Below are 22,735 nucleotides of genomic sequence, written 5' to 3' on the forward strand. Positions count from 1 at the left end.
AGCAGCAACCTTCATCTGGCAAGACCCTCCGAGCGCTTTCACTGGCGTCCTTCACCTATCTAGGCACGGTCCTACAAAAAGCAGCTCCATGGCCTGATTTATCGGTGCACACCGCTCCTTTAACCTTTTCTTTCTGATTTTCGAAAGACACCAACAATGAGAAGAAAAGGAAAAGGCACGGACCTCCGTAACCAAACCATTAAATCGGATGTAAGGAAGCTCACCTACAAAGCGTTTATTAAAAAAATCGCGCCTCGTGCTTCAAACATCGACATATCAGTTGTCAGGATTGAGCCGATTACTGCCGCAGCGATAGAGAAATGTCATTTATGGGAAGGAGTAGCAAACTACCCGTGGGAACGCATCCCCGAATGGAAGCGAAAAGATGCCAAAGGTTTGGATTTGGCAATTTGGTATGAGCAGAATCTTTGCGGCTTGTGCTATGCAACACCGCGACGAAGCGCTATCTGTCTGAAGATAGTACTTTTGCAGGGGGATCCAGACAAACTCCATCCGCTTCGTGGCTTGATAGCTCCAGTCGCACTGCTGGCCGCAGAATTCTATGCGCGTATGCTGGAGTGCAGGGAGATCGAAATCCAAGATCCTGATCCAAATGTTGTTTTTTACTATCGAGAGCTCGGGTTCGACTTTGACCAGACCAACCGCCTTGTCATCTACTTGAGCGACCAATAACATCCAGGTAAACGAATCGCAGGAGGTGTACGTGAGCCCCAAAAAGCGAAAAGCCAAGCTGTTACAGCTTGCTGAGTTTCACGCCGAAGCACGTCGCTTGGCTGGAGATTTATCGGCTAATCAGCGACGCTTTATTGAAGTAGGCATCGCGCGCGGCAAAGAACTTGAGCCCGGTGGATGGTTGGCCGGCGGAAGAACCTAAATACCAATTCTTGAAAAAACCGCCTAAATGGCGGTTTTTTTTGTGCTACGTGACTATTCCGTCCCGTACTCGCAACATCCAGTGAAATTTTACCCGCGTAACCACCCGCCAAATCCACCTCCTCCGTCTACCCTTCAAAAACCGCAGGAAGCGGTTCCCGTAAAGCTCAAGGAACGACCATGTCCCTCTCCATCGTTCACAGCCGCGCCCAGATTGGCGTGGATGCGCCCGCCGTTACCGTAGAAGTCCATCTGGCCAACGGTCTGCCGTCATTAACGATGGTCGGCTTACCCGAGGCGGCAGTGAAGGAAAGCAAGGACCGGGTACGCAGCGCGATCATCAATTCAGGCCTGCAATTTCCGGCGCGGCGCATCACGCTGAACCTCGCGCCTGCGGACTTACCGAAGGACGGCGGACGGTTCGATCTGGCGATTGCACTGGGGATTCTGTCCGCCAGCGTGCAGGTGCCGACGTTGACGCTGGATGACATTGAATGCCTGGGAGAATTGGCGCTGTCAGGCGCGGTACGTGCCGTGAGAGGTGTGTTGCCGGCTGCGCTGGCCGCACGCAAGGCCGGGCGCTCACTGATGGTGCCGCGGGCGAATGCCGAGGAGGCGTGCCTGGCGTCCGGGTTGAAGGTGTTTGCCGTGGACCACCTGCTGGAAGCCGTTGCGCACTTCAATGGACATACGCCGGTTGAACCCTACGTTTCCAATGGCTTGCTCTACGCCAGCAAACCCTATCCGGACTTGAATGAAGTGCAGGGGCAAATCTCGGCCAAGCGCGCATTGCTGATTGCAGCAGCAGGCGCTCATAACCTGCTATTTAGCGGACCTCCGGGGACCGGGAAAACACTGTTGGCGAGTCGGTTACCGGGGTTGCTTCCCCCGCTAGCCGAAAATGAGGCACTGGAAGTCGCAGCCATTCAATCCGTCACCAGTTGCGTGCCCTTGAGCCACTGGCCGCAACGACCATTCCGCCAACCCCATCACTCGGCTTCCGGCCCGGCATTGGTGGGCGGTGGTTCGAAGCCGCAACCCGGCGAAATCACCCTCGCCCATCATGGCGTTCTATTCCTCGATGAACTCCCGGAATTCGATCGCAAGGTGTTGGAGGTTTTGCGGGAGCCGTTGGAATCCGGGCACATCGTGATTTCCCGCGCCAAGGACCGCGTGAGGTTTCCGGCGCGCTTTCAATTGGTGGCCGCGATGAACCCGTGTCCCTGTGGATATCTTGGAGAACCCAGCGGCAAATGCAGTTGTACGCCGGACATGGTCCAGCGCTACCGCAACAAATTGTCGGGGCCACTGCTGGACCGGATCGACCTGCACCTGACCGTCGCTCGGGAAGCCACGGCGTTGAATCCTGCGCTCAAACCCGGTGATGACACCGCCACTGCTGCGGTGCTGGTCGCCAACGCCCGGGAGCGGCAACAAAAACGCCAAGGTTGCGCCAACGCATTCCTTGATTTGCCGGGGCTGCGTCGTCACTGCAAGTTATCCACAACTGACGAAGTCTGGCTGGAAACCGCCTGCGAGCGATTGACCTTGTCACTCCGGTCGGCCCATAGACTGCTCAAGGTTGCGCGCACGTTGGCAGACCTTGAACAGGTCGATGGCATCACCCGCGAACATCTGGCGGAGGCATTGCAGTATCGGCCAAGCACAAACTGACAAGAATCATTCTTTAGTGAGATCAACCAACGGCGTTTGTCGCACCTCAGTCGCCCTCCCACCCTGAATCTCATTCACCCGCTCCAACGCCTTATCCACAGCCCCCTTATCCGCCAGCAAACTGTAATGAATCTGAAACTGCTTCTGCTCTTTAACCCCAATCATCGGCACCAAACCAATCGGCCGTTGATACCGTCGGTTATAGGAAAAACTCGTCCCAGGCTCCAACCCGGTCACATACCCCTGCCCTTGTGTATCCGTGTTCTTCCACAACGAAAACACCGGCAACTGCTGCGTGTTGAACCCAACCGACACCCCCAGGCTCCCGGCCTTGTTATGCAACACAGTCAACGTATCGCCCTTGGCATCGCCATAAGGCACAACGTTGTAAACCGTCTCGTCGTAGTCCTTGGTCGGTGCACGGTAAGTCTGCCAGTCCGGAAAATCCCCTTTGGCCTTGTCGTTGAACGGAGACACCTGTTTAACCGGCGCCGCAAAACGCGCGCCCTGTTCCAGGAATGGCGTGCTGAAGTTGCTGTGGTACAGCGCCTGATATTCCTTCGGATAGTCGCCGTTGTTGGTCAAGGTGTCGTTCAGGGCGAACGCTACGCTGCCGGCTTCAGTGACCAATTCGGTCACCACCGAGAAATCGACTTTCTTGAACGCCTGCTCTTTAAGTTCGCCACGCAGGCTGATGGCGTAAGGCGGTTTTTCGTCGATGTGCAGGGTGACTTTACTGGCCGGGATGTTGGCGGCGCGGCCGTGCAGGGTCAGGAGTTCGCCGTTATCCATGCCAGGATGACCGACCCATTCGTAGCCGCAGCGGGCCACCAGTTCGTTGAAGCCTTCGAGCCAGCCCAGTCCGCCGCGGCCGTTGAGCTCGATGAAGGACGGGTTGACCACGTCCTTGACCGGCGAATCCCAGCCCATGCGCACATCGCCGACCGACGCTTGCAGCACATTCATGCCGCGAGTCGGCACCACCGAGAGTTTCAGTGTGCCGTTATCGATGTCGACGATGCTGACGCCCTCCTGCCGACCGCCATGCAAGGTGCGCAGAGTCACGGAAAAAGGTTTGTCGGTTTTGACACCGAGTTGCTGGCTGGTGATCTGCCAGTTCTGGGCAGCCTTGTCACTGTCGAGCAGGACATAGTCCCAAGCCATGGCGTGGGAGGCGGACAGCGCGCCAAGGGCAACGACTAATTTGAGCGGGGTCATGGGGAAGCCTTTCTTGGAGTTGTGCATTTTTTATAGCGCTGATGAAACGATTCAGCAAGCTTAAAAAAGCGAACGCCCGAGTCTTCCCAAATCAATTCACATTGCCCCCATGCAACCTCCGCACGCTTACGCTAGTCTCATACGGTTTTGGACCTCCGCTGATTGACGGCGACATCATTATGACATTAAGGTCGCCAGCTAAATGCAGGAGCAGGAACAGACGCCTTTGTCTGTCATTTTTGCGCAACGCAACATATGGAGTTTGAATGCGCGGGGCACTATTACGCAGCGGTAAGAGCGGGTCATTCACAGCCCTGGGCGAAACAGGTCAACCGGTCTACCGGGCAGCCCTGCAATTGCGCGAAGCCATTCGCCGCAAGAACCCCGACATGGTCGATCACCTGGCCATTCCTCAAAGCGATGAACTCGGCAACCAGATCGATTGGTACAGCGGTCTCGACGGCGATGTCATCCCGTGGAGCAGTGCGACCGAAGAAGAACGCGCACCGGCCCGTCGTCAACTTGAAGCCCTGAAGACTGCGCTCGATGAATTGAGCCAGCGTTTCCTGGGCACGGATTCGGGCGAACAGCAGCAAGGCGACAAAGCCGTGTTCGGCAAGTTGCTCAAGCGCGTGATTCATTTCCCTGACGAAAACTTTGTCTACCTGGTGCAAGGCAAACCGGTGCTGACCTTCTGGGGTTTCGAGCACGCCGGTACCGGCAATCGCGATCCTCTGCACTGCCTCTATCAGGTTCCGCCGGTATTCACGCTGCCACCCGTGGTCGAAGAACCGGTTGTGGCGCCCGTCGTGCCGGTGGTGGCTCGCCCTTGGTGGCGGCGCTGGTGGTGGCTGTTGCTGCTGCCGTTTTTGTTGCTGCTATTGTGGCTGTTGCTCGGCCTGCGCGGTTGCGTGCCGATTCCGTTGGTGGCGGTGGACTTGCTGCCTGAAGGCATCGTGCCGGTGGAAAAACAGCTGGAAGAGCCTCAACTGACCGGCAATGCCACAACACTGAATGGCGTTCCGGTAACCGGCACCGTTGTGGGCTCCACCACAGGCACAGCCGTGACCGGCACACATGGCGTGGAAGCTCCGGCCGTCGCGGGTAACGAAGCTGATGCCGCACCCGCCGACATCACCCAAGACCCGGCCGCCGAATCACCAACCGCGCCAACCACGCCAACCACGCCAACCACGCCACCCGAAAATAAAACCGAGGCGCCGTCTGTCACCACACCGCCCGACGCGCAAAAATCCGCCGCCACAAAACCAGGCCCGGCCCTGAGCATTCCGCCTGACGCCGCCGACGGCGCGGCCAAGTTCCTCGACGGTCAGTACCGCGCCGGTGCCGGCATTCAGGATCGCCGGACCGGCAAGCCGCTGCGTCTGGAATATCAGTTAAAGGACGGTAAGGGCGAAGTCACCGTACACCAGGCCGACGGCACGAAGTGCAGCGGGCCGGTGAGCGCTACCATGAAGGGTGGCAGCCTCGCCATCGACAGCCAGGGCCAGGCCGTGTGCGGCGATGGCAGCACTTACGACATGCCCAAGGTCAACTGCCGCAAAGGGGCGACCACGGTCGCGGACTGCTCCGGCGGTTACGGAAAAGATCAATTCCCCATGTCCATGCGGCAAATGGGCGAATAAGACTGGAATAACCCGACATGTTGCCTGAAGTCACCCAATTCGAAGACACCGTCACGCTCGTCAGTGACACCGGTATCCAGTTCATGGATTTCGCCCTGCGCCTGGATCCTCGTAAGGAACCGGCGGGCGAGTTCGCGCCGATGATCAGCGGGCTGATCTGCCGCCTGATGTACAACGAAGAGAAAGACTTCTACTTCTACGAGCCCGAACCGGAAAAGGTCGAGAAGGCCAAACCGGCGTTCAGCGTCGACATGAAAAGCAGCCTGGAGCTGCTGGACGGTGTCTGGCTGCCGACGCCGTTTTTCCGTTTCATGCCGCCGCATCGCTTCGACGAAGGCCCGACCAACTGGTCGCGGATGCGCCTGGTGAAACTGGCCACGCCAGACATCGATGGCAACACCCATCGCCTGACGATGGCGTTCGACAGCCGTGTCATGCCCAAGCGTGACGGCACCGCCTACCTGGCGCCGAACGAAGAAGACATCAGCTCCGGCGTGTCCTTCAAGCTGGCGACCAAGGCCAGTGAAACCCGTTGGTTCCTGGCCCAGCCGTGGGTCAATGAATGGCTGCTGGAAGTGTTCAACGAGGGCAACGCCCATCGTTCACGCGAAGAGCTGGACATCGACATCCGCGCCAACCATCACCTTGCGCACTACCTCAACCTGCTGAGCCTGTTGAGCACGCCGTCCGCGGCAGCGCAGTCGACCGCCAGGCCGAAGGTGGAAATCCCTGAGCTGAAAGTGGTCGCCAACGACAGCAATGGCCTGGTCAAACCGATTCCGGTGGACCTGGTGCTGGACGTCGGCAACTCGCGCACCTGCGGCATTCTGATCGAGAACCACGGTCAGGCCGGCTCCGGGCTGAAGCAGAATTACGTGCTGGAACTGCGTGACCTGATCACCCCCGAACACACTTACAACCTGCCGTTCGAAAGCCGCGTCGAGTTTGCCCAGGCGTATTTCGGCAAGGACCACTGCTCGGTCAAGAGCGGCCGGCACGATGCGTTTCAGTGGGCGACGATCGCCCGCGTCGGCAATGAGGCCAGCCGTCTGGCCAGTCGCCGTCGCGGCACCGAAGGCTCGACGGGCCTGTCCAGCCCGAAACGTTATCTGTGGGATGAAAACGCCTACGGTCACGGCTGGCGCTTCAACTGCTCGTACATCAAGACCGACAACGAGCCCTACGCCACCGCCGCGCCGTTCTCGCACCTGATCAACGAAACAGGCGAGGCACTTTACAGCCTCGAAGAAGACGATCGTCTGCCGGTGTTCATGCCGCGTTACTCGCGCAGCTCGCTGATGACCTTCATGCTCGCCGAAGTGCTGGCCCAGGCGCTGTCGCAAATCAACAGCCCGGCCCAACGCTCGCGACAGGGTCACACCCGCGTACCGCGCCAGCTCAACAGCATCACCCTGACCGTGCCGCCGGGCATGCCCCAGGCTGAGCGCAGCATCCTCAACGAACGCATGCAGCAGGCCATCGGCCTGGTGTGGAAAAGCCTCGGCTGGCACGCCGGCGAGGAAGACCCGCATCAGGATCAGGCCGTCAGCCCGCGCACGCCGATCCCGAGCATTCGCGTGGAATGGGACGAAGCCTCCTGCGGCCAGTTGGTGTACCTGTACACCGAGGTTAACGAGAACTTCGCCGGCCACCCGGAAGAGTTTTTCGACACCATCGCCCGGCCGGACAAAACCGACCGCGAACGCATCACCCTGGCGACCATCGACATCGGCGGCGGCACCACCGACCTGGTCATCACCGACTATCGCCTCGACCGCGCCGGCAACACCGGCAGCGGCAGCAACGTGCACATCGTGCCCGAGCAGCGTTTTCGCGATGGCTTCAAAGTGGCCGGCGACGACATCCTGCTGGACGTGATCCAGGACTTCATCCTGCCGAGCTTCGAGAAAGCCTTGCAGAACGCCGGCGTCAAAGCCCCGGATTCGCTGATGTCGCGGTTGTGCGGCGACGAATCGGTCAGCGCCCAGGACATGATCCTGCGCCAGCAATTGAACCTGCAGGTGTTCGCACCGCTGGGCCTGGCGTTGCTCAAGGCTTACGAGCATTACGACCCGCAAGTCCCGCAGGAAGTCAGCCCGCAAAGCTACCGCCAGTTGCTGGGCGACAACGCGATCAGCCAGACCGTGCTCGACTACGTCAACGCCGCCGTGCGCCGCGATGTCGGGGGCCAGAGCGGGTTCGACTTGTACGAAGCGCTGATCGGCTTCGACCTGCAAAAGCTCCACGCCGCGTTCCTCAACGATCAGATCAACATCACCAAGATCCTCGGCGCCCTCTGTGAAGTGGTCGCGCATTACCCGTGCGATGTCTTGCTGCTGACCGGCCGCCCTTCGCGCCTGCCTGGCATCCAGGCGTTCATTCGCAAGGTGTTGCCGCTGCCACCGGGGCGCATTCTGGCGCTGCAAAACTACCGCACTGGCGGCTGGTACCCGTTCCACAAGAACGGCCGGATCGACGACCCGAAAAGCACCGCTTCGGTGGGCGCCATGCTGTGCCTGTTGTGCGCCAACCACAGCGTGCCGAACTTCTACTTCCGCTCTTCGGCGCTCAAGCCGTATTCGACGGTCAAGCACATTGGCGTCATCGACCTGAACAACGTGATCAAGGATGCCGACGTGCTGTACCGCGACATCCAGTCCGAAGACTACAAAATCAAGTTGCCGGAAATCGGCACGGGCGATGACGCCGATACGCCGCAACTGGAAATGCGCGGCGACCTGCGCCTCGGCTTCCGCCAGTTGGCCGCTGATCGCTGGGCCGCTTCTCCGCTGTACACCTTGCGGTTCACCAAGGCCGGCCGGGAGAAGTTCTCCCGGGCGATTGGGGAAAACGGCAGTGCGCCGCTGCTCAAGGTGCGCTTCGAAGTCAAAGCGGCCGACAAGTACACCCGCAAGCAGGATCTGGTCAGCGACCGCCTCTCGGTTCGCGACATCGAATCCAACAGTAACAACGTCAACTTCAACCCGCGCAGCGACCTCGAGCTGGAACTCAACACCATGCTCGACGCCGGCCTGAGCGAGACCAAGTACTGGCTCGACAGTGGAAGTGTGAAACGCAAATGAATGACCTGACCCCCGAACAAACTCAGCTTTCAGCCCGTTGGGCCGCTGTTTATGAAGGTGCCGGTCAGGCGCTGGATTGGATTGGCCAGACCCGCGGCAACGCGCCACGGCTGGACAGCGAAGCCGACAACCTGAACATCCGCCTGCACCGGGCCCGCAACCTGGCCCACAGCCTCGGTCGCGTGGCTTGCACGCCGATGACCATTGGCTTTTTCGGTCTGTCCCAGGCCGGTAAGTCCTACCTGATTTCGGCGCTTGCGGCCGGTCAGAACGGCAAACTGGAAACCGATTTCGGTGGCCAGCGCCTGGACTTCATCAAGCACATCAACCCGGTGGGTGGCGGCAAGGAAGCCACCGGCCTGGTGACGCGCTTCAGCCGCCGCGCCACGCCAAGCCAGGATCCACAATTCCCGGTCGAGCTGACGCTGTTCAAGGAAATCGAGCTGGCGAAGATTCTCGCCAACTCGTGGTTCAAGGACTTCGACCTTGAGCGGATCTCCTACGAGATCGACGAAGAGCGCATCCAGCGCGTGCTGAAACCGTTTGAAGGCCGCGAGACCGGGCCGCTGCAACCGGGCGTCAGCGCCGACGATCTGGTGTCGCTGTGGGACTACCTGCGCGACAACTTCCGCAATTCGGTGAAAAAACTTGAGCACCTGTATTGGCCGACGGCGTTGCAACTGGCACCCCGCCTGAATTTCCAGGAGCGTGCCGAGCTGTTTTCCATCCTTTGGGGTGAGCAGAGCGAGCTGACGCGCGTGTACCAGCAATTGGCCGGTGCGCTGCACAAGCTGGGCCTGCCCGAGACCGTGTTCGCGCCTTTGAAGGCCTTGGTGAGTTTCGAAAACGACACCTACAGCCAGCGCGACAGCATCATGAACGTCGACATCCTCGAACGTTTCGGCAGCCCGCAAGACTTGCCGATCGATGTGCGGCCCCAGGTCGACGGACGCCTGCAAAACAGCCAGGGCATCCCGGTCGCGCAACTGGCGGCACTGACCGCCGAGATGACCTTCGGGTTGATCGAAGCCCCGGCGGACGACATCGTCAACCAGGTCGACTTGCTGGACTTCCCCGGTTATCGCGGGCGCAAGAAGCTGCACGAGATCGCCAACTCCAGCGACCCGGAATCCGCCACCAAGGACAACTCCGTCTCGCAGCTGATCTTGCGCGGCAAGGTTGCTTACCTGTTCGAACGCTACACCGACAACCAGGAAATGAACGCGCTGGTGGTCTGCACCGGCTCGACCAAACAGAGCGATGTCAACGACGTCGGCCCGGTGCTGACGCGCTGGATCGAAAAAACCCAGGGTGCCGATGCAGCCGCTCGCAGCAAACGCGACACCGGCCTGATCTGGGCGCTGACCATGCTCGACCTGCGCATCACCAACTCCCTGAGCCTGACGCCTGATCAGTACGACGAGAGCTGGAACGGCATGGTCAAGCTGACGATGCTCGAACGCTTCGGCAGTCTGAGCTGGATGAACGACTGGGCCGGCACGCCGTTCCAGAACACCTTCCTGGTGCGCAAACCGCGCATGGACGCGGCGTTCATTGTGCAAGACGCGACCGGCGCCGAAACCGGCCTCAACGCCAGCTACCAGGAGCGCGTCGACGCTCTGGGCACAAGCTTTGCCGGCAATGAGCTGGTGTGCAAACACATCAACAATCCCGCCAACGCCTGGAAGGAAATGCTGCGCAACGATGACGGTGGCATCAGCCACTTCAGCGGCAGCTTCAAAGGCGTAGCCAACATTGAATTCAAACTGCAACGCATCCGCGAACAACTCAACGAATGCCTCGAAGGCCTGACCACTCACGGCCTGAGCACCTGGTATCACGCCGACGGTGACGGCGCCGCAGCGGCGAAGAAAGCCCAAGCGCAGATGATCCTGACTGGCCTGGGCCGTCGCCCGGCGGTGCTCGGCGAGTTCATCGATGAACTCGACATGCCCAGCGAGTCGGTGCGCGACCTGTACCTCAGCGGTGTGTACGAAACCGATGACGCGCCCGCCGCCAGCGATGAGCCGGCCGCGCCGACACCCAGCCAGAGCCTGTACGGCAACGACGCCGGCTTCGACTTCGATTTCGGCGACGACCTGAGCCATGAAGCACCGGTCAGCAGTAAAACCAACACCCCGACGCCGGAACTGCAAAGCAACGAACACCGCTTCGCCAAAGCCGCGTTCAAGGCCTGGATTGCACACCTTCGCGAACTGACCACCCGGCAAAGCCTGCTCACCCTGCTGGGGCTGGAAAAGGCGTTGATCGAAGCGGTGGTCGACGAATTGATCACGGCCGGTTACCGCCAGGACTTGCCCGGACAACTGAGCCGCGCGGTGCTCAAGCGTGCGCAAAGCGGCGCGCGGCGCGATCAACTGGTCGAACGCCAAGTGCTGGAAGTGCAACGCGTGCTGCGCGATTTCGTGTCCTGGTTCGGCTACCTGCAGAAACCGGTCAACGAACGCCCGAACAGCCGTGCCGGTGCCAAGGCGCCGTTGTTCTCGTTCTATACCGACATCGGTCCGGGACAAGTGCCGGTGCTGCCGCCACAACCGGCGAACCAGGCGCAGCGGTATCTGGGCGACTGGCTCTCAGGCCTGGCCTACATCACGCAGGACAACGCCGGCCATGGTGCCGGTCGCGAAATCACCCCTGAACAGAATGAACGGCTGGGCCAAGTGCTCACAGCCTTCACAGCGAGATAAGCAATGCCAATTCGTGTCGACCTGCTCGCCTTAGAACCCAACGTGCCTGGCCAGGCGTGCCTCACTGTGAAGAAATGGCAGGGTGGCGAAGAACAGCTGGAGTTTTCCATTCAGCGTAACCAGGACGGTTTCTACCTCCAGGATCAGAAGGCCTGGAGCAACAATCCATTCTGGTTCAAGGTCTCGCGTTTCAGCGTTGCGGCCAGTGGTGAAGCCCTTGAAGCCCAGGTCGGCCCGGAAGTGGTCGATCCGCTGCTCGAAGGCGGTGCCAATTCGCAATTCATGATCGAGCTACGCGAACAGAGCCAAGGGCACACCGACAAAGGTGTGGTCCGGCCAGGCGTCGGGTTGCTGCCGTCCACGGCCGGTGGCCAGACGCGTTCGACTTACGGTGGCGCGGAGTTGACCGCACCTGCTGCACCGGAACCCGAGATTCCAGAGCTGCCGGAACTGGTCCTGAACACCGCCGAGCCAGAAATCGAACTGGAATCGGTGCCCAACGAACCCGCTTACACCCCTCCTCCGGCCCCGGTGAAGAAAAGCAACAAAGGCCTCATCGGCCTCGCGCTCGTCGTGCTGTTGCTGGTGGCCGCAGCGGCCGGGTTCTGGTTCTACAAACGCACTCCGGCCCCCGCCCCGGCCATCGCTGCCGCCGCACCGGCCGGTGCCGATGCACAAGCTTGCACCCTCGACAGCATGAACAGCCTGCCCGAGCTGACCTTCGTCCAGACCTGCATCAAGGCCGCGCCCGACAGCGCCAAGTTGCTGGAGATCATCAACGAAGCCAAGGCCGGCAAGCACTGCGGCATCGCCCAGCGTCTGTACGCCAACCGTGCCCAGGCCGGTGACGCGCTGATCGCCAACGCCTATGCCCGCGAATACGATCCTAAATACCTGAAGGCCAGTGAGTGCTTCCCGGTCGCGGACAACGCCACCGCCGCCTACTGGTATGAAACGATCCTGACCCAGGACCCGAACAACACCGAAGCCAAGCAGCGCTTCGAGGAGTTGCAGAAGTGATGCGTTCGCCCCTGAGTCGTTTCCTGCTGAGCAGCGCCGCGCTGTTGGCGCTGTGTATCAGCCCGTTGTCCCAGGCTGAAGACAAACCGCTGATCCAGGCCGGTAAAAAGACCCTGTTCCAACGCGTGCTGACCACCCCAGGCTGCAAAATCAGCCCAACAGCGGGCGGCGCCGCCGGCGACGAGCAACCGGTGTTCAGCCGTTTTTATGTGTACGAGCGTGCGCAAGCGGCCAACGCCGAATGGCTGAAAGTCGGCCCCGACAGTTATGGCAAAACCATTGGCTGGTTGCCGGCAAGCTGCACCACCGACTGGAAGATGCAGCTGACACTGGCATTCACCAACCCGGCCAACCGCGACCGGCTGCTGTTCTTCAAGGAACGCGCCACGGTCGAAGGCATCCTTGATGCGCCGGACCCGGTGAGCAAAGTCGCCCCGCTGCGGGCCACGCTGAAAAAGGGCAAGCAAGCACCGGGCGTGCTTGCCGAAGAACCTGAATACTTCGTCGACCTGCAAAAGCAGTTCTACCTGCTGCCCGTCCTCAGCGGCGAAGAAGTGATGACCGAAGGCGGTTTCCGCACGCGTTTGCTCAACGTGGCGTCGGTCAGCAAACCGGATGACAAGAACGCCAAGGGCGGTGCTGCCAACAGCGCGGCCGGCGGCAAGGAAGCCGAAGACAAAGCGGCCAGCCAACTGAAGGAATTCAGTGCGGCGGTGGTGTTTGTCATCGACTCGACGATCTCGATGGACCCGTACATCGACCGCACCCGCGAAGCGATCCGCAAGGTCTATCAGCAGATCGAATCGCAGAACCTGGGCAAGCAGGTCAAGTTCGGTCTGGTCGCATTCCGTTCCAACACCCAGGCGGTGCCGGGCCTGGAATACACCACCAAGATGTACGCCGACCCGACTCAGGTGAAGGACAGCGCCGACTTCCTCGCCAAAGTCGCCGACCTCAAGCAGGCCAAAGTATCGAGCAGCAGCTTCGATGAAGACGCCTTTGCCGGCGTCATGGAGAGCATCGACAAGGTCGACTGGAGCCAGTTCGGCGCGCGCTACGTGGTGTTGATCACCGACGCGGGCGCCATCGAAGGCGATGACAAGCTGTCGAAAACCGGTTTGAGCGCCTCACAGGTTCGCCTCGAAGCGGCCAATCCGGGCGTGGCGATTTACACGCTGCACCTGAAAACCCCGGCCGGGATCAAGGACCACGCCAAAGCTGAAGCGCAATATCAGAATCTGTCGACCTACCCGGGCACCAACACTTCGCTGTATTACCCGGTGAACGCAGGTGACATTCAGGAGTTCGGGCGCAAGGTGGATTCGCTGGCCACCGCGATCACCTCGCAGGTGAAAGCCGCCTACATGGGCGAAGACGCCATTGGCAGCGCGGTGAACGCCAAGCAGGACCCGGCCGAGAAGAAAATGCTCGAAGACGCGGCGCTGATCGGCCACGCCATGCAGCTCGCTTATTTGGGCGAGAAGACCAACAGCAAGGCGCCGCCGGTGTTCAAGGCATGGATCACCGACCGTGACCTGATCAAGCAGAACATCCCGACCACCGACGTGCGGGTGCTGCTGACCAAGTCCCAGCTCAGTGACTTGAGCGATGTGATGAAGCAGATCCTCGACGCCGCCAACGAAGGCCTGATCTCGCCGACGGAAATGTTCGAGCGCCTGCGCTCGGTGGCCGCGACCATGGGCGCCGATCCCAATCAGCTCAAACAGAACGGCAACGCCAAACTGGCGGACATGGGCGTGCTCGGCGAGTACCTCGAAGACCTGCCGTACCAGAGCGAAGTGCTGAACCTGGACGAAGAAACCTGGAAGAGCTGGGATGGCCTGGCGCAGGAGAAATTCATCCGCACGCTCAATACCAAACTGCGGCACTACCAGCGTTACAACGCTGACGTCGACCGTTGGGTGGCGTTAGCCAAGGACAGCGATGCACGGGACAACGTGTACCCCGTGCCACTGGAAATGATGCCTTAACGAGACGCCGATGCTCGATATCAAGAACCTGCTGGTGCGCCGTGGTGAAGGCGCGCTGGCCCATCACGTGCGCCTGCCGCGCTTGCAGGTCGGTGCCGGGGAAATCCTCGCCATCACCGGCGAGAGCGGCAGCGGCAAAAGCACGTTGCTCGAAGCCATCGGCCTGTTGCTGGCACCGGTCGAACTCGAGCGTTTTCGGCTGGGCGCAACGCAGGATCAAGACATCGCGCAATTGCTGGCCACTGATGACCAGCCGGCATTGGCAGCGGTGCGTTCGCGTCACTTGGGGTTCATTTTGCAGAGCGGCGGTTTGCTGCCGTTTTTGAGCGTGCGCGACAACATCAGCCTGCCGCGCCGCTTGCTCGGCATGCCGGTCAAGAGCGCGCACATCGATCACGCAATCGAGGTGTTGCGCCTGCAAGGCTTGCTGGATAAACAGCCTCAAGCGCTGTCGATCGGCGAACGCCAACGCGTGGCCTGCGTGCGGGCGATTGCCCATGAACCGCTGCTGCTATTGGCCGACGAGCCGACCGCGGCACTCGATCCCCACAGTGCCCGGAGGTTGTTCGAATTGTTGATGAGTCTGGTGTCGAGCATGGGCTTGAGTGCACTCGTTGTGTCCCATGACTGGGCCTTGCTGAAGGATTTCGGCTTGCCGCGACTCGGCGCTATCAGCCGTCAGGGAGAGACCCTGTTTGAACCGATGGACTGACCGCTTGCGCCTGCTCGGAACGCTGGCCCTGCAAGACCTCTGGCACGACCGCAAAGTGTCGTTGTGCATCGCCGCCTCCCTGGTGGCGGTGATCGCGCCGCTGTTGCTGCTGTTCGGACTCAAGCACGGGGTGGTCAGCCAGTTGCAGGACGAATTGCTGCGCGACCCGCGCAACCTTGAAGTGAAGATGCTCAGCAACGGCAACTACGACAGCGCCTGGATCGAGCGGGTGCGCCAGCGTCCCGAGACCGGATTTGCTCTCGGCCAGACCCGCTCGCTCAACACCCAGGCAGACTTGCTGATGGGCATGCAACGGTTTGTCGAAGGTGCGGAAATCATCGCCACCGAACCCGGCGACCCGCAATTGAACCTGCCGCAACTCAACCCGACCGGCGACCAAGTGATCCTCAGCGCCCGCGCCGCGCAACGCTTGCAGGCCAAGGCCGGCGACCGCGTGCAACTGCGTGTGTTGCGCCGACTGGAAGGCGTCAACGAGCGCGGCGAGATGACGCTGACAGTGCTGGCGGTGCTCGACGGTGCGCGTTTCGGCCGCGCGGCCGGGTTTGTCGCCCCGCCGTTGCTGCTGAACCTGGAGCGCTTCCGGGATGGTTACCAGGTCAGCGCATTCGGCATCGAAACCGGCAAGCCGTTGGGCGATCTGCAACCGCTGTATGCCCGCGCCCGCCTTTATGCCCGCGACATCGACCAGGTGGCGCCGCTGGAGCGCTGGCTCAACGAACAACACATCGAAACCTCAAGCCGACTGGCCGACATCGACAACGTCAAAGCCATCAACCATGTGCTGGGACTGATCTTCGGGGTGATTGCCCTGGCGGCATTGATCGGCTGTGTGGCGTCGATGGTCGGGGCGTTCCTGGCCAACATCGACCGCAAGCGCAAAAGCCTCGCGGTGCTGCGCCTGCTGGGTTTCAAGCGCACGGCTGTCGCCGGGTTCGTGGTCCTGCAAGCGCTGGTGCTGAGCCTGGCCGGCTACCTCGGTGGATTGGGGTTTTACGCTGTTGGCAGCCATTTGTTCGACTACCTGCTCGGCAGCAGCCAGGCCACCGGCACCTTTGTCTGCCACATTACAATCTGGCACGGCCTCGCCGCCCTGCTCCTGACCTTTCTGGTCGCTGCACTGGTGGCCGTGATCGGCGCCGTGCGAGCGATCAACATCCAACCTGCGGAGAGTCTGCGTGAGCTATAAACGTTTTGGCTTGCTGTTGCCCCTGAGCCTCGGCTACCTGCTCGACGCTTCGGCGGCGGGCTGGGAAGAGAAGTATTACAACCCGATGCCCGATGCCAGCGACGTCGTGCTGCCGATGCCGTGCGAAGGCTCGATGGTGTTTCGCAAGGTGTTCATTCCGGTGGCCGGACCGCTTGACGACTACCCGATCAACATCGGTCAGGACGGCGCGGAATACGGCTACGTCGAACAGACCCGGCCGACCTTCATCGCCGGCAGTTTCACCGGCGCCAAGAATGACAAATCCCGCTACTACCTGATGGCCAAGTACGAGATGAGTCAGCTCCAATACGCCGCGCTGACCGAAGAAACCTGCCCTACCGCCGCCACCAAAATGCGCCTGCCGCAAGTGTCCGTGAGTTGGGTGCAAGCGGTCGAAGCGGCGGACAAATACAACCTGTGGCTGCGCAAAAACGCGGCCGGCAAATTGCCGAAAGAAGACGGCGCACTGGGCTTTCTGCGTCTGCCGACGGAAGTCGAGTGGGAGTTCGCGGCGCGCGGTGGCCTGGAAGTCGGCGCGGCTGAGTTCCGTGACACGCGCTACCCGATGGCTGACGGCATCAATGCGTATGAGTGGTTCGCCGGGGCGCAATCGTCCAACGGCAAACTGCAATTGTCCGGCCTGCAAAAACCCAATCCATTGGGCCTGCACGACATGCTCGGCAACGTCGACGAGATGATGTTTGAACCGTTTCGCCTGAACAAACTCGACCGCCAGCACGGTCAGGCCGGTGGCTATGTGGTACGCGGCGGCAACTACCTGACCGCTCAAGCCGACCTGCGTACCGGGTTGCGCAAAGAAGAGCCGTACTACAACGCCGAGGGCCAGGTGAAAAACAAAACCACCGGCCTGCGTCTGGTGCTGGTCTCGCCGACCCTGACGTCCCGCGAACGTGTCGCCAGCATTGAAAGCAGCTGGAAGAAACTGGGTACCGGCAGCAAGGAAACCGAGTCGGCCGATAAAGGCACCGTTCAGTCGCTAAACACCCTGGCCTCGGGCGTCGAAGACAAGGCGCTCAAGGAAAAGCTTCAGGCGTTGGAAAACCAATTGCGCGCCAGCAACCAGCAGCAGGAAGAAACCCGCGACCAGGCAATCCGCGCCAGCCTCAACCTCGGTGCGTTCCTGTGCACCAAGATGCTCGACGACGGCCAGTACGTGGACTTCTTGCAGAAGAACTACAAGCTCAATTGCGAAAGCGCGGACAAAGACGCCAGCTGCGACATGCGCAAAGGCAAGCTCGATGAGCAGAAGGATCGCCTGCACAAACTCAGCCGTTACTACGCCAGCAGCCTGGTGGAATCGGCGACCTTGTACGGCCAGCCACTGCTGGAAGCGCAGGTGCCAGTGATGGAAGAGATCATCACCCGCAACAAACAGCTGCAAGAGCTCAAACCCTATTTGCGCACCCACTGGGCCAATCAGAAGACCTTCCTGCAAAAGCAAAAGATCGACACTGACGCCTGGCTGACCAGCTGCAAAACCGTCACTCAATAACTCTCTCAATAACAACACGCCAACACCGTCACCAAGGAGTTTCACCATGTCGCGCAGCCTTTGGACTCGCTTCAAGCTTCAGATCGCTTTTGTCCTCACTGGCAGCCTGCTGCTGACCGGTTGTGCCAACACCGGCAGCTCGATGCTCGGTGGCAGCGAGGGTGCCGACCCGCGCCTGACCCAAGGCAATGACGCAGAGTTCTTCAGCAAATCCGGTTACCAGGCTTGTGCGGTCGGCGCCGGTGTCGGCATCCTCGGTTGCGCACTGTCCAATAGCAGCAACAAGGCGGTCTGCGCCATCGCCGCCGGTATTACCGCGTGTGGCGTGGCCATGGGCGCGAACTACTACCTGGATCAACGTCGCAGCGAATACTCCGACACCGCCACTCGCCTGGCGAAGATGAACAGCGACGTCGAGCAAGACACCCAGAACGTGATCGCCCGTACCGCGACCGCTCAGCAAGTCATCAATGATGACCAGGCGCAAATCGCCCAGATCAAAAAGGACATCGCCAACAAGAAAGTCGACAAGACCAAGGCCCAGGCGCAGATCGCCGAGATCGACCAGAACATCGCACGCCTGCGTAAAGACCTCGGCAACATGCGCACCAAAGTCACCGAGTACACCAAAGTGGCGGATGCCGAGCGTGCACAAGGCGCCGGTACCGAGATCAAGCAGGTGGACATGAACATTCTGAAAATGAACCAGAAAGTCGCCGCCCTGCAAAAGGAAGTCGACGGTCTGTACAACCAGCGTTCCGCGATCACCCTGGGCTAAGCACATGACTCTACGACAGCTGGCGGTCCTCACCGCCGTCCTGGCCCTGAGCGGTTGCGCGACGAAGCCGGGCGAATGCGATGCGACCAATCGCGACAGCAGCATGCTGACCAAGATGAACTGCGACTACTCTGGAGGTTATAGCGACCAGGTCAAGCAGAAGGAACTGGCCCTGACCGCGTCCCGTCAGGAAAACGCGATGTTCCGCCAGGTGTACGAGAACATTCAGGCCCAGCAGCTCAGCACCAAGACCGACCTGGCCAGCCAGCAGAAGTCCCAGGCGGCGCTGAACCAGTCGCTGGGCCAGTTGCTGACTTCGCTCAAAGCCCGGCATGGCAATAAAAGCCAGGTGCAGAAGCAGATTGCCGGGCTCGAGCAGCAGCTCAAGGCTTCACAGGCGGCGCCCGCGACCAAGCCTTCGCCTGCGACGCTGGCCGCCAAGCAGGAACAACTGAAGGCCTTGCAGAAGAAAGTGAATCAGCTGCAATTCAGCCTCGGTTACGAAGAGTAACTTTTCACCCCGCAGGCCTGCCGATGGCGGCCTGCACCCTTTTCAGGAATCGTCGTCATGCAGCGGGTCATCAGGGATGCGCAAGCCACACCAGAGGGGATGAGTGCGCTGCAAGCCAAAGTCGCCCTCATCCAGAAACACTTTCCGCCGACCGTCGCCAGCCTTTTCGCCATCCCGCGAATGGGCAGCGGCGACGTGCTGGAATGGTGGACCGAACTGGGTGGCCAACCCACACCCTATGCCGACCTCAACGAGGACGCGCAACGACGTTTGCTGGAAACCTATGAAGTGCGTCAGACGTCCCTTGGACAGCTGGCGGACGAACTGCAAAAACGCGGTCAGCCCACGGTAGCGGATGACCTGCGCAGCCTGCTCGGCACGCCCGAGCTGGACAAACTCTACAGCCTCAACGGCGAACCGCTGGTGGTGCGCTGGAACCAGCGTCCACCCAAACCGATCGTGCCACCCGTTGTTCCGGTGGTGCCGGTAGTGCCGCCGTCGCGTCGCGGCTGGTGGATCGCGGCGGCCTTGCTGGCGCTGCTGTTGCTGCTTCTGGCGCTCTGGGCTTACTGGTGGTTTATGCACCGCGAACCCGTCGTCGTGGTCCCACCTGTAGCGCCAGTGGTGACACCGGTCGAGAAACCGGTTGAGCCTGTTCCCGAGCCTGTCGTGGAGCCGGAACCTGTTCCAGAACCCGAACCCGTGCCCGAACCCGTGCCAGAACCGGTACCGGTACCGGCACCCAAGCCCGTCCCGCCACCCAAACCGGTCGTGGCCGCCCCGCCACCGGCCCCGACGCTGGACAACTTCGCTTGCCGCAAAAAAGCACCGAACGCAGAGATCCCGCAATTTGTGGTGGTGCTCGACACTTCGGGCTCGATGGATTTGAACATCAAGTCAGTGAAAGCCGACGAGGACTGGTTCTTCGGCAACGAGCTCAACAAGTACCTGGACGTGAACCGCACCACGCAGATCTTCGCCAAACCGAGCCGCATGGACGTCGCCAAGGACTCGCTGGCCGGCATGATCAACGGGCTGGACCCGAAGATCGACACGCGCCTGATCACCTTCGCCGGCTGCGAAAGAACGCCGGACCAGGGCGTGTTCAAGTTTGGCGACCGCCAGCGGCTGATCAACGGGATTCGAGGCCTGGTGCCCAACGACGGCACACCGCTGGCCGACAGCCTGGCCCACGCAGCAAGCACCGTCGACGGGCGCAATAACGATGCCGTGATCGTGATGTTCGTCGACGGGGAGGACGGTTGCCAGAAAGACGTGTGCGCCGTGTCCCGCCAAATCGCCAGGGATCAACCGCGGCTGCGGGTCAACGTAGTGAAAATCGGTGCCGGCGGCCCGTCACGTTGCATCGCTGAAAACACCGGCGGCCGGGTTTACAGCAGCACCAATGCGGCGGAGCTGGGCAAGCAGTTGAAACTGGCGAGCAAGGAAGTGTCGAGCAATGCCAAGTGTGATTAATCACTCGGCTTGGTATTGAGGTGAGCCCAATCGCGAGCAGGCTCGCTCCTACAGGATTTGTGTTGTTCACACGATTGTGCGACTACACAAATTTCCTGTGGGAGCGAGCCTGCTCGCGATGGCTATTTCAGCGACGACTCAACGAAACCGGTCAACCTCGTGGCGCAAGTCCGCCGCCAGCTTCTCCAGCTCTTTAGCGGTCACGGCCAGGTTCGACACTACTTCACGCTGCTCGCTGTTTGCCAGCGCGATGCTTTGCAGGTTGCTGCTGAGCAATGTCGCGGTGCTGCTCTGCTCCTGGGTCGCGGTGGTGATCGCCGCGAATTGCTGGCCAGCCGAACGGCTCTGCTCATCGATCCGCGCCAGGGCCGAGGCTACGTTGGCGTTGCGTGACAGGCCTTCCTGCATCAGCACGTTGCCTTGTTCCATGGTGCTGATCGCATTTCCGGTTTCCTGCTGGATGCTTTGAATCATCCCGGAAATTTCATCAGTGGCCTGACGTGTACGCGACGCCAGGTTTCGCACCTCGTCGGCAACCACCGCAAAACCACGACCCTGCTCACCGGCACGGGCCGCTTCGATGGCCGCGTTCAGCGCCAGCAGGTTGGTTTGATCGGCGATCGAGGTAATCACCCCGACGATCCCGCCGATTTCCTGGGAGCGCTGCCCCAAGGTATTGATCACGGTGGCGGTGCTATTCAACGCGCCGGCGATTTGTTCCAGAGACGAGGAAGCCTCGTCCATCGATGTGCGACCGATCTGGGTTTGCTGTGCGTTTTCCTGCGCCAGACGCTGGGTGCTGCCCATGTTGTCGGCGATGTTCAGGGAAGTCGCGCTGAACTCTTCCACGGCGCCGGCCATGCTGGTGATTTCGCCCGACTGCTGCTCCATCCCTTCATAAGCACCACCGGACAGGCCGGACAAAGCCTGGGCGCGGCTGTTAACTTCGCCCGAGGCCTTGCGGATGTGCTCGACCATGGTCGACAAGGCCTGGCTCATCTGGTTGAAGGCACGGGCGAGCTGACCGATTTCGTCATTGCTCGTCACGCTCAGGCGCACGCTCAAATCACCGGCGCCCAGGGCTTCTGCCTGACGCACCAGATCGCCCAGCGGCGCGAGTTTGCTGCGCAGCAACCAGACTGCCGAACCCACGGCAATCAACATCGCCAGCAGACTGCCGATGGCTAATTGAATGCCGACGCTCCAGGTCACGGCGCTGATTTCAGCTTTTGGCATGCTCGCCACCACCGACCACGGGCCGCCGTCGAACGGCACGGCCACGCTGTAGAAGTCTTCGGACTTGTCGCTCCAGAAATCACCCTTGCCCGGCGTTTTCGCCAGATCGACGATGGCCGGGACCGCTTGATCCAGCGCTTGCACGCCGGCAATCGGCACCAACCATTTTTTTTGCTCATCGAGCAGCGCCAGCGAGCCGGTCTGGCCGATGCGGAAGCGTTTGAGATTCTCGAACTGCGCGTTCTGCGCGTCGGTGTAATCGAATCCTACGAACAGCACGGCAATCACCTTACCGCCGCTGTCGCGTACAGGCGTGTACTGCGTCATGTAGGAGCGGTCGAACAGCAAGGCGCGGCCGACATAGCTCTGTCCCGCCATCAAGCGTGCATAGGCCGGGTGAGCGTGGTCCAGCAAGGTGCCGATGGCCCGGTTGCCGTCCTGCTTGCTCAAGGAGGTGCTGACGCGGATGAAATCTTCACCGCTGCGCACAAACACCGTCGCAACGCCGGCGGTCATTTGCTTGAACTCGTCCACTTCCTTGAAGTTGTTGTTCAACACTTCGCTGCCCAAGTGCAGGCCTGGGGTCTGCACACCGGCCACCGCCACCGGCTCATCCGGGTGCACGCTCAAGCCGGCGCTGAAGCGCTTCTCGAACAGACCGCTCAGGCGCTGGGTGCTTTCACGCAACGTGCCGTGAAAGGTACTCAACTGATCGGCCAGCAACCGGGCCTCACTGGCCAAGTGCTCTTCGCGTGTGGCGAGGTTGGCGGTGTCCAGCGAACGCAAGGCGAACACGGTACTGCCAGTGATGACAATCGCCAATATCACGGCAAGCGCAAGACCAAGCTGTGAGGCGATCCGGGCACGAGGTTGAGACATGACAGCTCCTGGCCGAGTGACCGGATCATCCTGATCACGATGCACACTCGGCAAAATTCTAATAAGGGGAATTACAGGGAACCTGCACGAAGGTCCCACCTGCAGATTTTCGGCGGCAAACCTGAATACTTGAGTATTTAGCGGGGATATGGCGCAAGGCCTCTATTG

The 22,735-nt window shown here is 60.7% G+C and carries 16 protein-coding genes; 14 read left to right on the forward strand and 2 right to left on the reverse strand.

Annotated elements, in window-relative coordinates; genetic code table 11:
- Positions 1-156: 156 nt before the first annotated feature.
- The 3 genes from ACA068_RS28530 to ACA068_RS28540 all read left to right on the forward strand — a co-directional run bounded on the left by ACA068_RS28530 (position 157) and on the right by ACA068_RS28540 (position 2,568).
- A complete protein-coding gene (locus ACA068_RS28530) occupies positions 157-693 on the forward strand; it encodes an N-acetyltransferase (protein ID WP_497306359.1) in 537 nt (178 codons plus the stop codon).
- 31 nt (positions 694-724) lie between these two features.
- Positions 725-895, forward strand: coding sequence for a hypothetical protein (locus ACA068_RS28535; RefSeq protein ID WP_461956277.1), 171 nt, complete (start codon positions 725-727; stop codon positions 893-895).
- A gap of 179 nt (positions 896-1,074) precedes the next feature.
- Positions 1,075-2,568, forward strand: a complete 1,494-nt coding sequence (locus ACA068_RS28540; protein ID WP_497306360.1) for a YifB family Mg chelatase-like AAA ATPase — start codon at positions 1,075-1,077, stop codon at positions 2,566-2,568.
- A gap of 6 nt (positions 2,569-2,574) precedes the next feature.
- On the opposite strand, the gene ACA068_RS28545 is transcribed toward ACA068_RS28540, so the two are convergent.
- The gene (locus tag ACA068_RS28545) at positions 2,575-3,786 is read right to left on the reverse strand and encodes an aldose 1-epimerase family protein (protein ID WP_497306362.1); all 1,212 of its coding nucleotides are present in this window, start codon (positions 3,784-3,786) and stop codon (positions 2,575-2,577) included.
- Between the two features lie 266 nt (positions 3,787-4,052).
- Here ACA068_RS28545 and ACA068_RS28550 point away from each other — a divergent pair, with 266 nt between their 5' ends.
- From ACA068_RS28550 to ACA068_RS28600, 11 genes are read left to right on the forward strand one after another with little or no spacing between them, the layout of a single operon-like run.
- Entirely contained in the window at positions 4,053-5,432 is a 1,380-nt protein-coding gene (locus tag ACA068_RS28550; protein ID WP_497306364.1) for an SrfA family protein, read from the forward strand.
- 17 nt (positions 5,433-5,449) lie between these two features.
- Positions 5,450-8,515 (forward strand): virulence factor SrfB, encoded by a 3,066-nt coding sequence (locus ACA068_RS28555; protein ID WP_497306366.1) that lies wholly within the window; start codon positions 5,450-5,452, stop codon positions 8,513-8,515.
- Positions 8,512-11,223, forward strand: a complete 2,712-nt coding sequence (locus ACA068_RS28560; RefSeq protein WP_497306368.1) for a putative virulence factor — start codon at positions 8,512-8,514, stop codon at positions 11,221-11,223. The genes ACA068_RS28555 and ACA068_RS28560 overlap by 4 nt, the downstream gene beginning before the upstream one ends.
- Positions 11,224-11,226: 3 nt before the next feature.
- Positions 11,227-12,243 (forward strand): hypothetical protein, encoded by a 1,017-nt coding sequence (locus ACA068_RS28565; RefSeq protein WP_497306369.1) that lies wholly within the window; start codon positions 11,227-11,229, stop codon positions 12,241-12,243.
- The gene (locus ACA068_RS28570; protein WP_497306371.1) at positions 12,243-14,234 is read left to right on the forward strand and encodes a vWA domain-containing protein; all 1,992 of its coding nucleotides are present in this window, start codon (positions 12,243-12,245) and stop codon (positions 14,232-14,234) included. The genes ACA068_RS28565 and ACA068_RS28570 overlap by 1 nt, the downstream gene beginning before the upstream one ends.
- A 10-nt stretch (positions 14,235-14,244) precedes the next feature.
- A complete protein-coding gene (locus ACA068_RS28575) occupies positions 14,245-14,946 on the forward strand; it encodes an ABC transporter ATP-binding protein (RefSeq protein WP_497306373.1) in 702 nt (233 codons plus the stop codon).
- On the forward strand, positions 14,930-16,153 hold the full coding sequence (locus ACA068_RS28580; protein ID WP_497306375.1) for an ABC transporter permease: 1,224 nt from the start codon (positions 14,930-14,932) through the stop codon (positions 16,151-16,153). Before ACA068_RS28575 ends, ACA068_RS28580 begins: the two co-directional genes overlap by 17 nt.
- A complete protein-coding gene (locus ACA068_RS28585; RefSeq protein WP_497306377.1) occupies positions 16,143-17,687 on the forward strand; it encodes an SUMF1/EgtB/PvdO family nonheme iron enzyme in 1,545 nt (514 codons plus the stop codon). Before ACA068_RS28580 ends, ACA068_RS28585 begins: the two co-directional genes overlap by 11 nt.
- A gap of 46 nt (positions 17,688-17,733) precedes the next feature.
- Positions 17,734-18,465 carry a hypothetical protein gene (locus ACA068_RS28590; RefSeq protein WP_497306379.1) on the forward strand — a complete coding sequence of 244 codons (732 nt, stop codon included), beginning with the start codon at positions 17,734-17,736 and terminating at the stop codon, positions 18,463-18,465.
- Positions 18,466-18,469: 4 nt separating this feature from the next.
- On the forward strand, positions 18,470-18,976 hold the full coding sequence (locus ACA068_RS28595) for a hypothetical protein (RefSeq protein WP_497306381.1): 507 nt from the start codon (positions 18,470-18,472) through the stop codon (positions 18,974-18,976).
- A 57-nt stretch (positions 18,977-19,033) separates the two neighbouring features.
- Positions 19,034-20,452, forward strand: a complete 1,419-nt coding sequence (locus ACA068_RS28600) for a vWA domain-containing protein (protein WP_497306382.1) — start codon at positions 19,034-19,036, stop codon at positions 20,450-20,452.
- A 138-nt stretch (positions 20,453-20,590) separates the two neighbouring features.
- Here ACA068_RS28600 and ACA068_RS28605 read toward each other — a convergent pair whose 3' ends face one another.
- Positions 20,591-22,567 (reverse strand): methyl-accepting chemotaxis protein, encoded by a 1,977-nt coding sequence (locus ACA068_RS28605; RefSeq protein ID WP_497306383.1) that lies wholly within the window; start codon positions 22,565-22,567, stop codon positions 20,591-20,593.
- Between the last annotated feature and the right edge of the window lie 168 nt (positions 22,568-22,735).

This window comes from Pseudomonas sp. LBUM1660 (genome assembly GCF_059695935.1).

Coding starts and splice junctions, on each gene's coding strand:
- ACA068_RS28530 (WP_497306359.1), top strand. CDS start 157: ATGAGAAGAAAAGGAAAAGGCACGGACCTCCGTAACCAAACCATTAAA.
- ACA068_RS28540 (WP_497306360.1), top strand. CDS start 1,075: ATGTCCCTCTCCATCGTTCACAGCCGCGCCCAGATTGGCGTGGATGCG.
- ACA068_RS28545 (WP_497306362.1), bottom strand. CDS start 3,786: ATGACCCCGCTCAAATTAGTCGTTGCCCTTGGCGCGCTGTCCGCCTCC.
- ACA068_RS28550 (WP_497306364.1), top strand. CDS start 4,053: ATGCGCGGGGCACTATTACGCAGCGGTAAGAGCGGGTCATTCACAGCC.
- ACA068_RS28555 (WP_497306366.1), top strand. CDS start 5,450: ATGTTGCCTGAAGTCACCCAATTCGAAGACACCGTCACGCTCGTCAGT.
- ACA068_RS28560 (WP_497306368.1), top strand. CDS start 8,512: ATGAATGACCTGACCCCCGAACAAACTCAGCTTTCAGCCCGTTGGGCC.
- ACA068_RS28565 (WP_497306369.1), top strand. CDS start 11,227: ATGCCAATTCGTGTCGACCTGCTCGCCTTAGAACCCAACGTGCCTGGC.
- ACA068_RS28570 (WP_497306371.1), top strand. CDS start 12,243: ATGCGTTCGCCCCTGAGTCGTTTCCTGCTGAGCAGCGCCGCGCTGTTG.
- ACA068_RS28575 (WP_497306373.1), top strand. CDS start 14,245: ATGCTCGATATCAAGAACCTGCTGGTGCGCCGTGGTGAAGGCGCGCTG.
- ACA068_RS28590 (WP_497306379.1), top strand. CDS start 17,734: ATGTCGCGCAGCCTTTGGACTCGCTTCAAGCTTCAGATCGCTTTTGTC.
- ACA068_RS28595 (WP_497306381.1), top strand. CDS start 18,470: ATGACTCTACGACAGCTGGCGGTCCTCACCGCCGTCCTGGCCCTGAGC.
- ACA068_RS28600 (WP_497306382.1), top strand. CDS start 19,034: ATGCAGCGGGTCATCAGGGATGCGCAAGCCACACCAGAGGGGATGAGT.
- ACA068_RS28605 (WP_497306383.1), bottom strand. CDS start 22,567: ATGTCTCAACCTCGTGCCCGGATCGCCTCACAGCTTGGTCTTGCGCTT.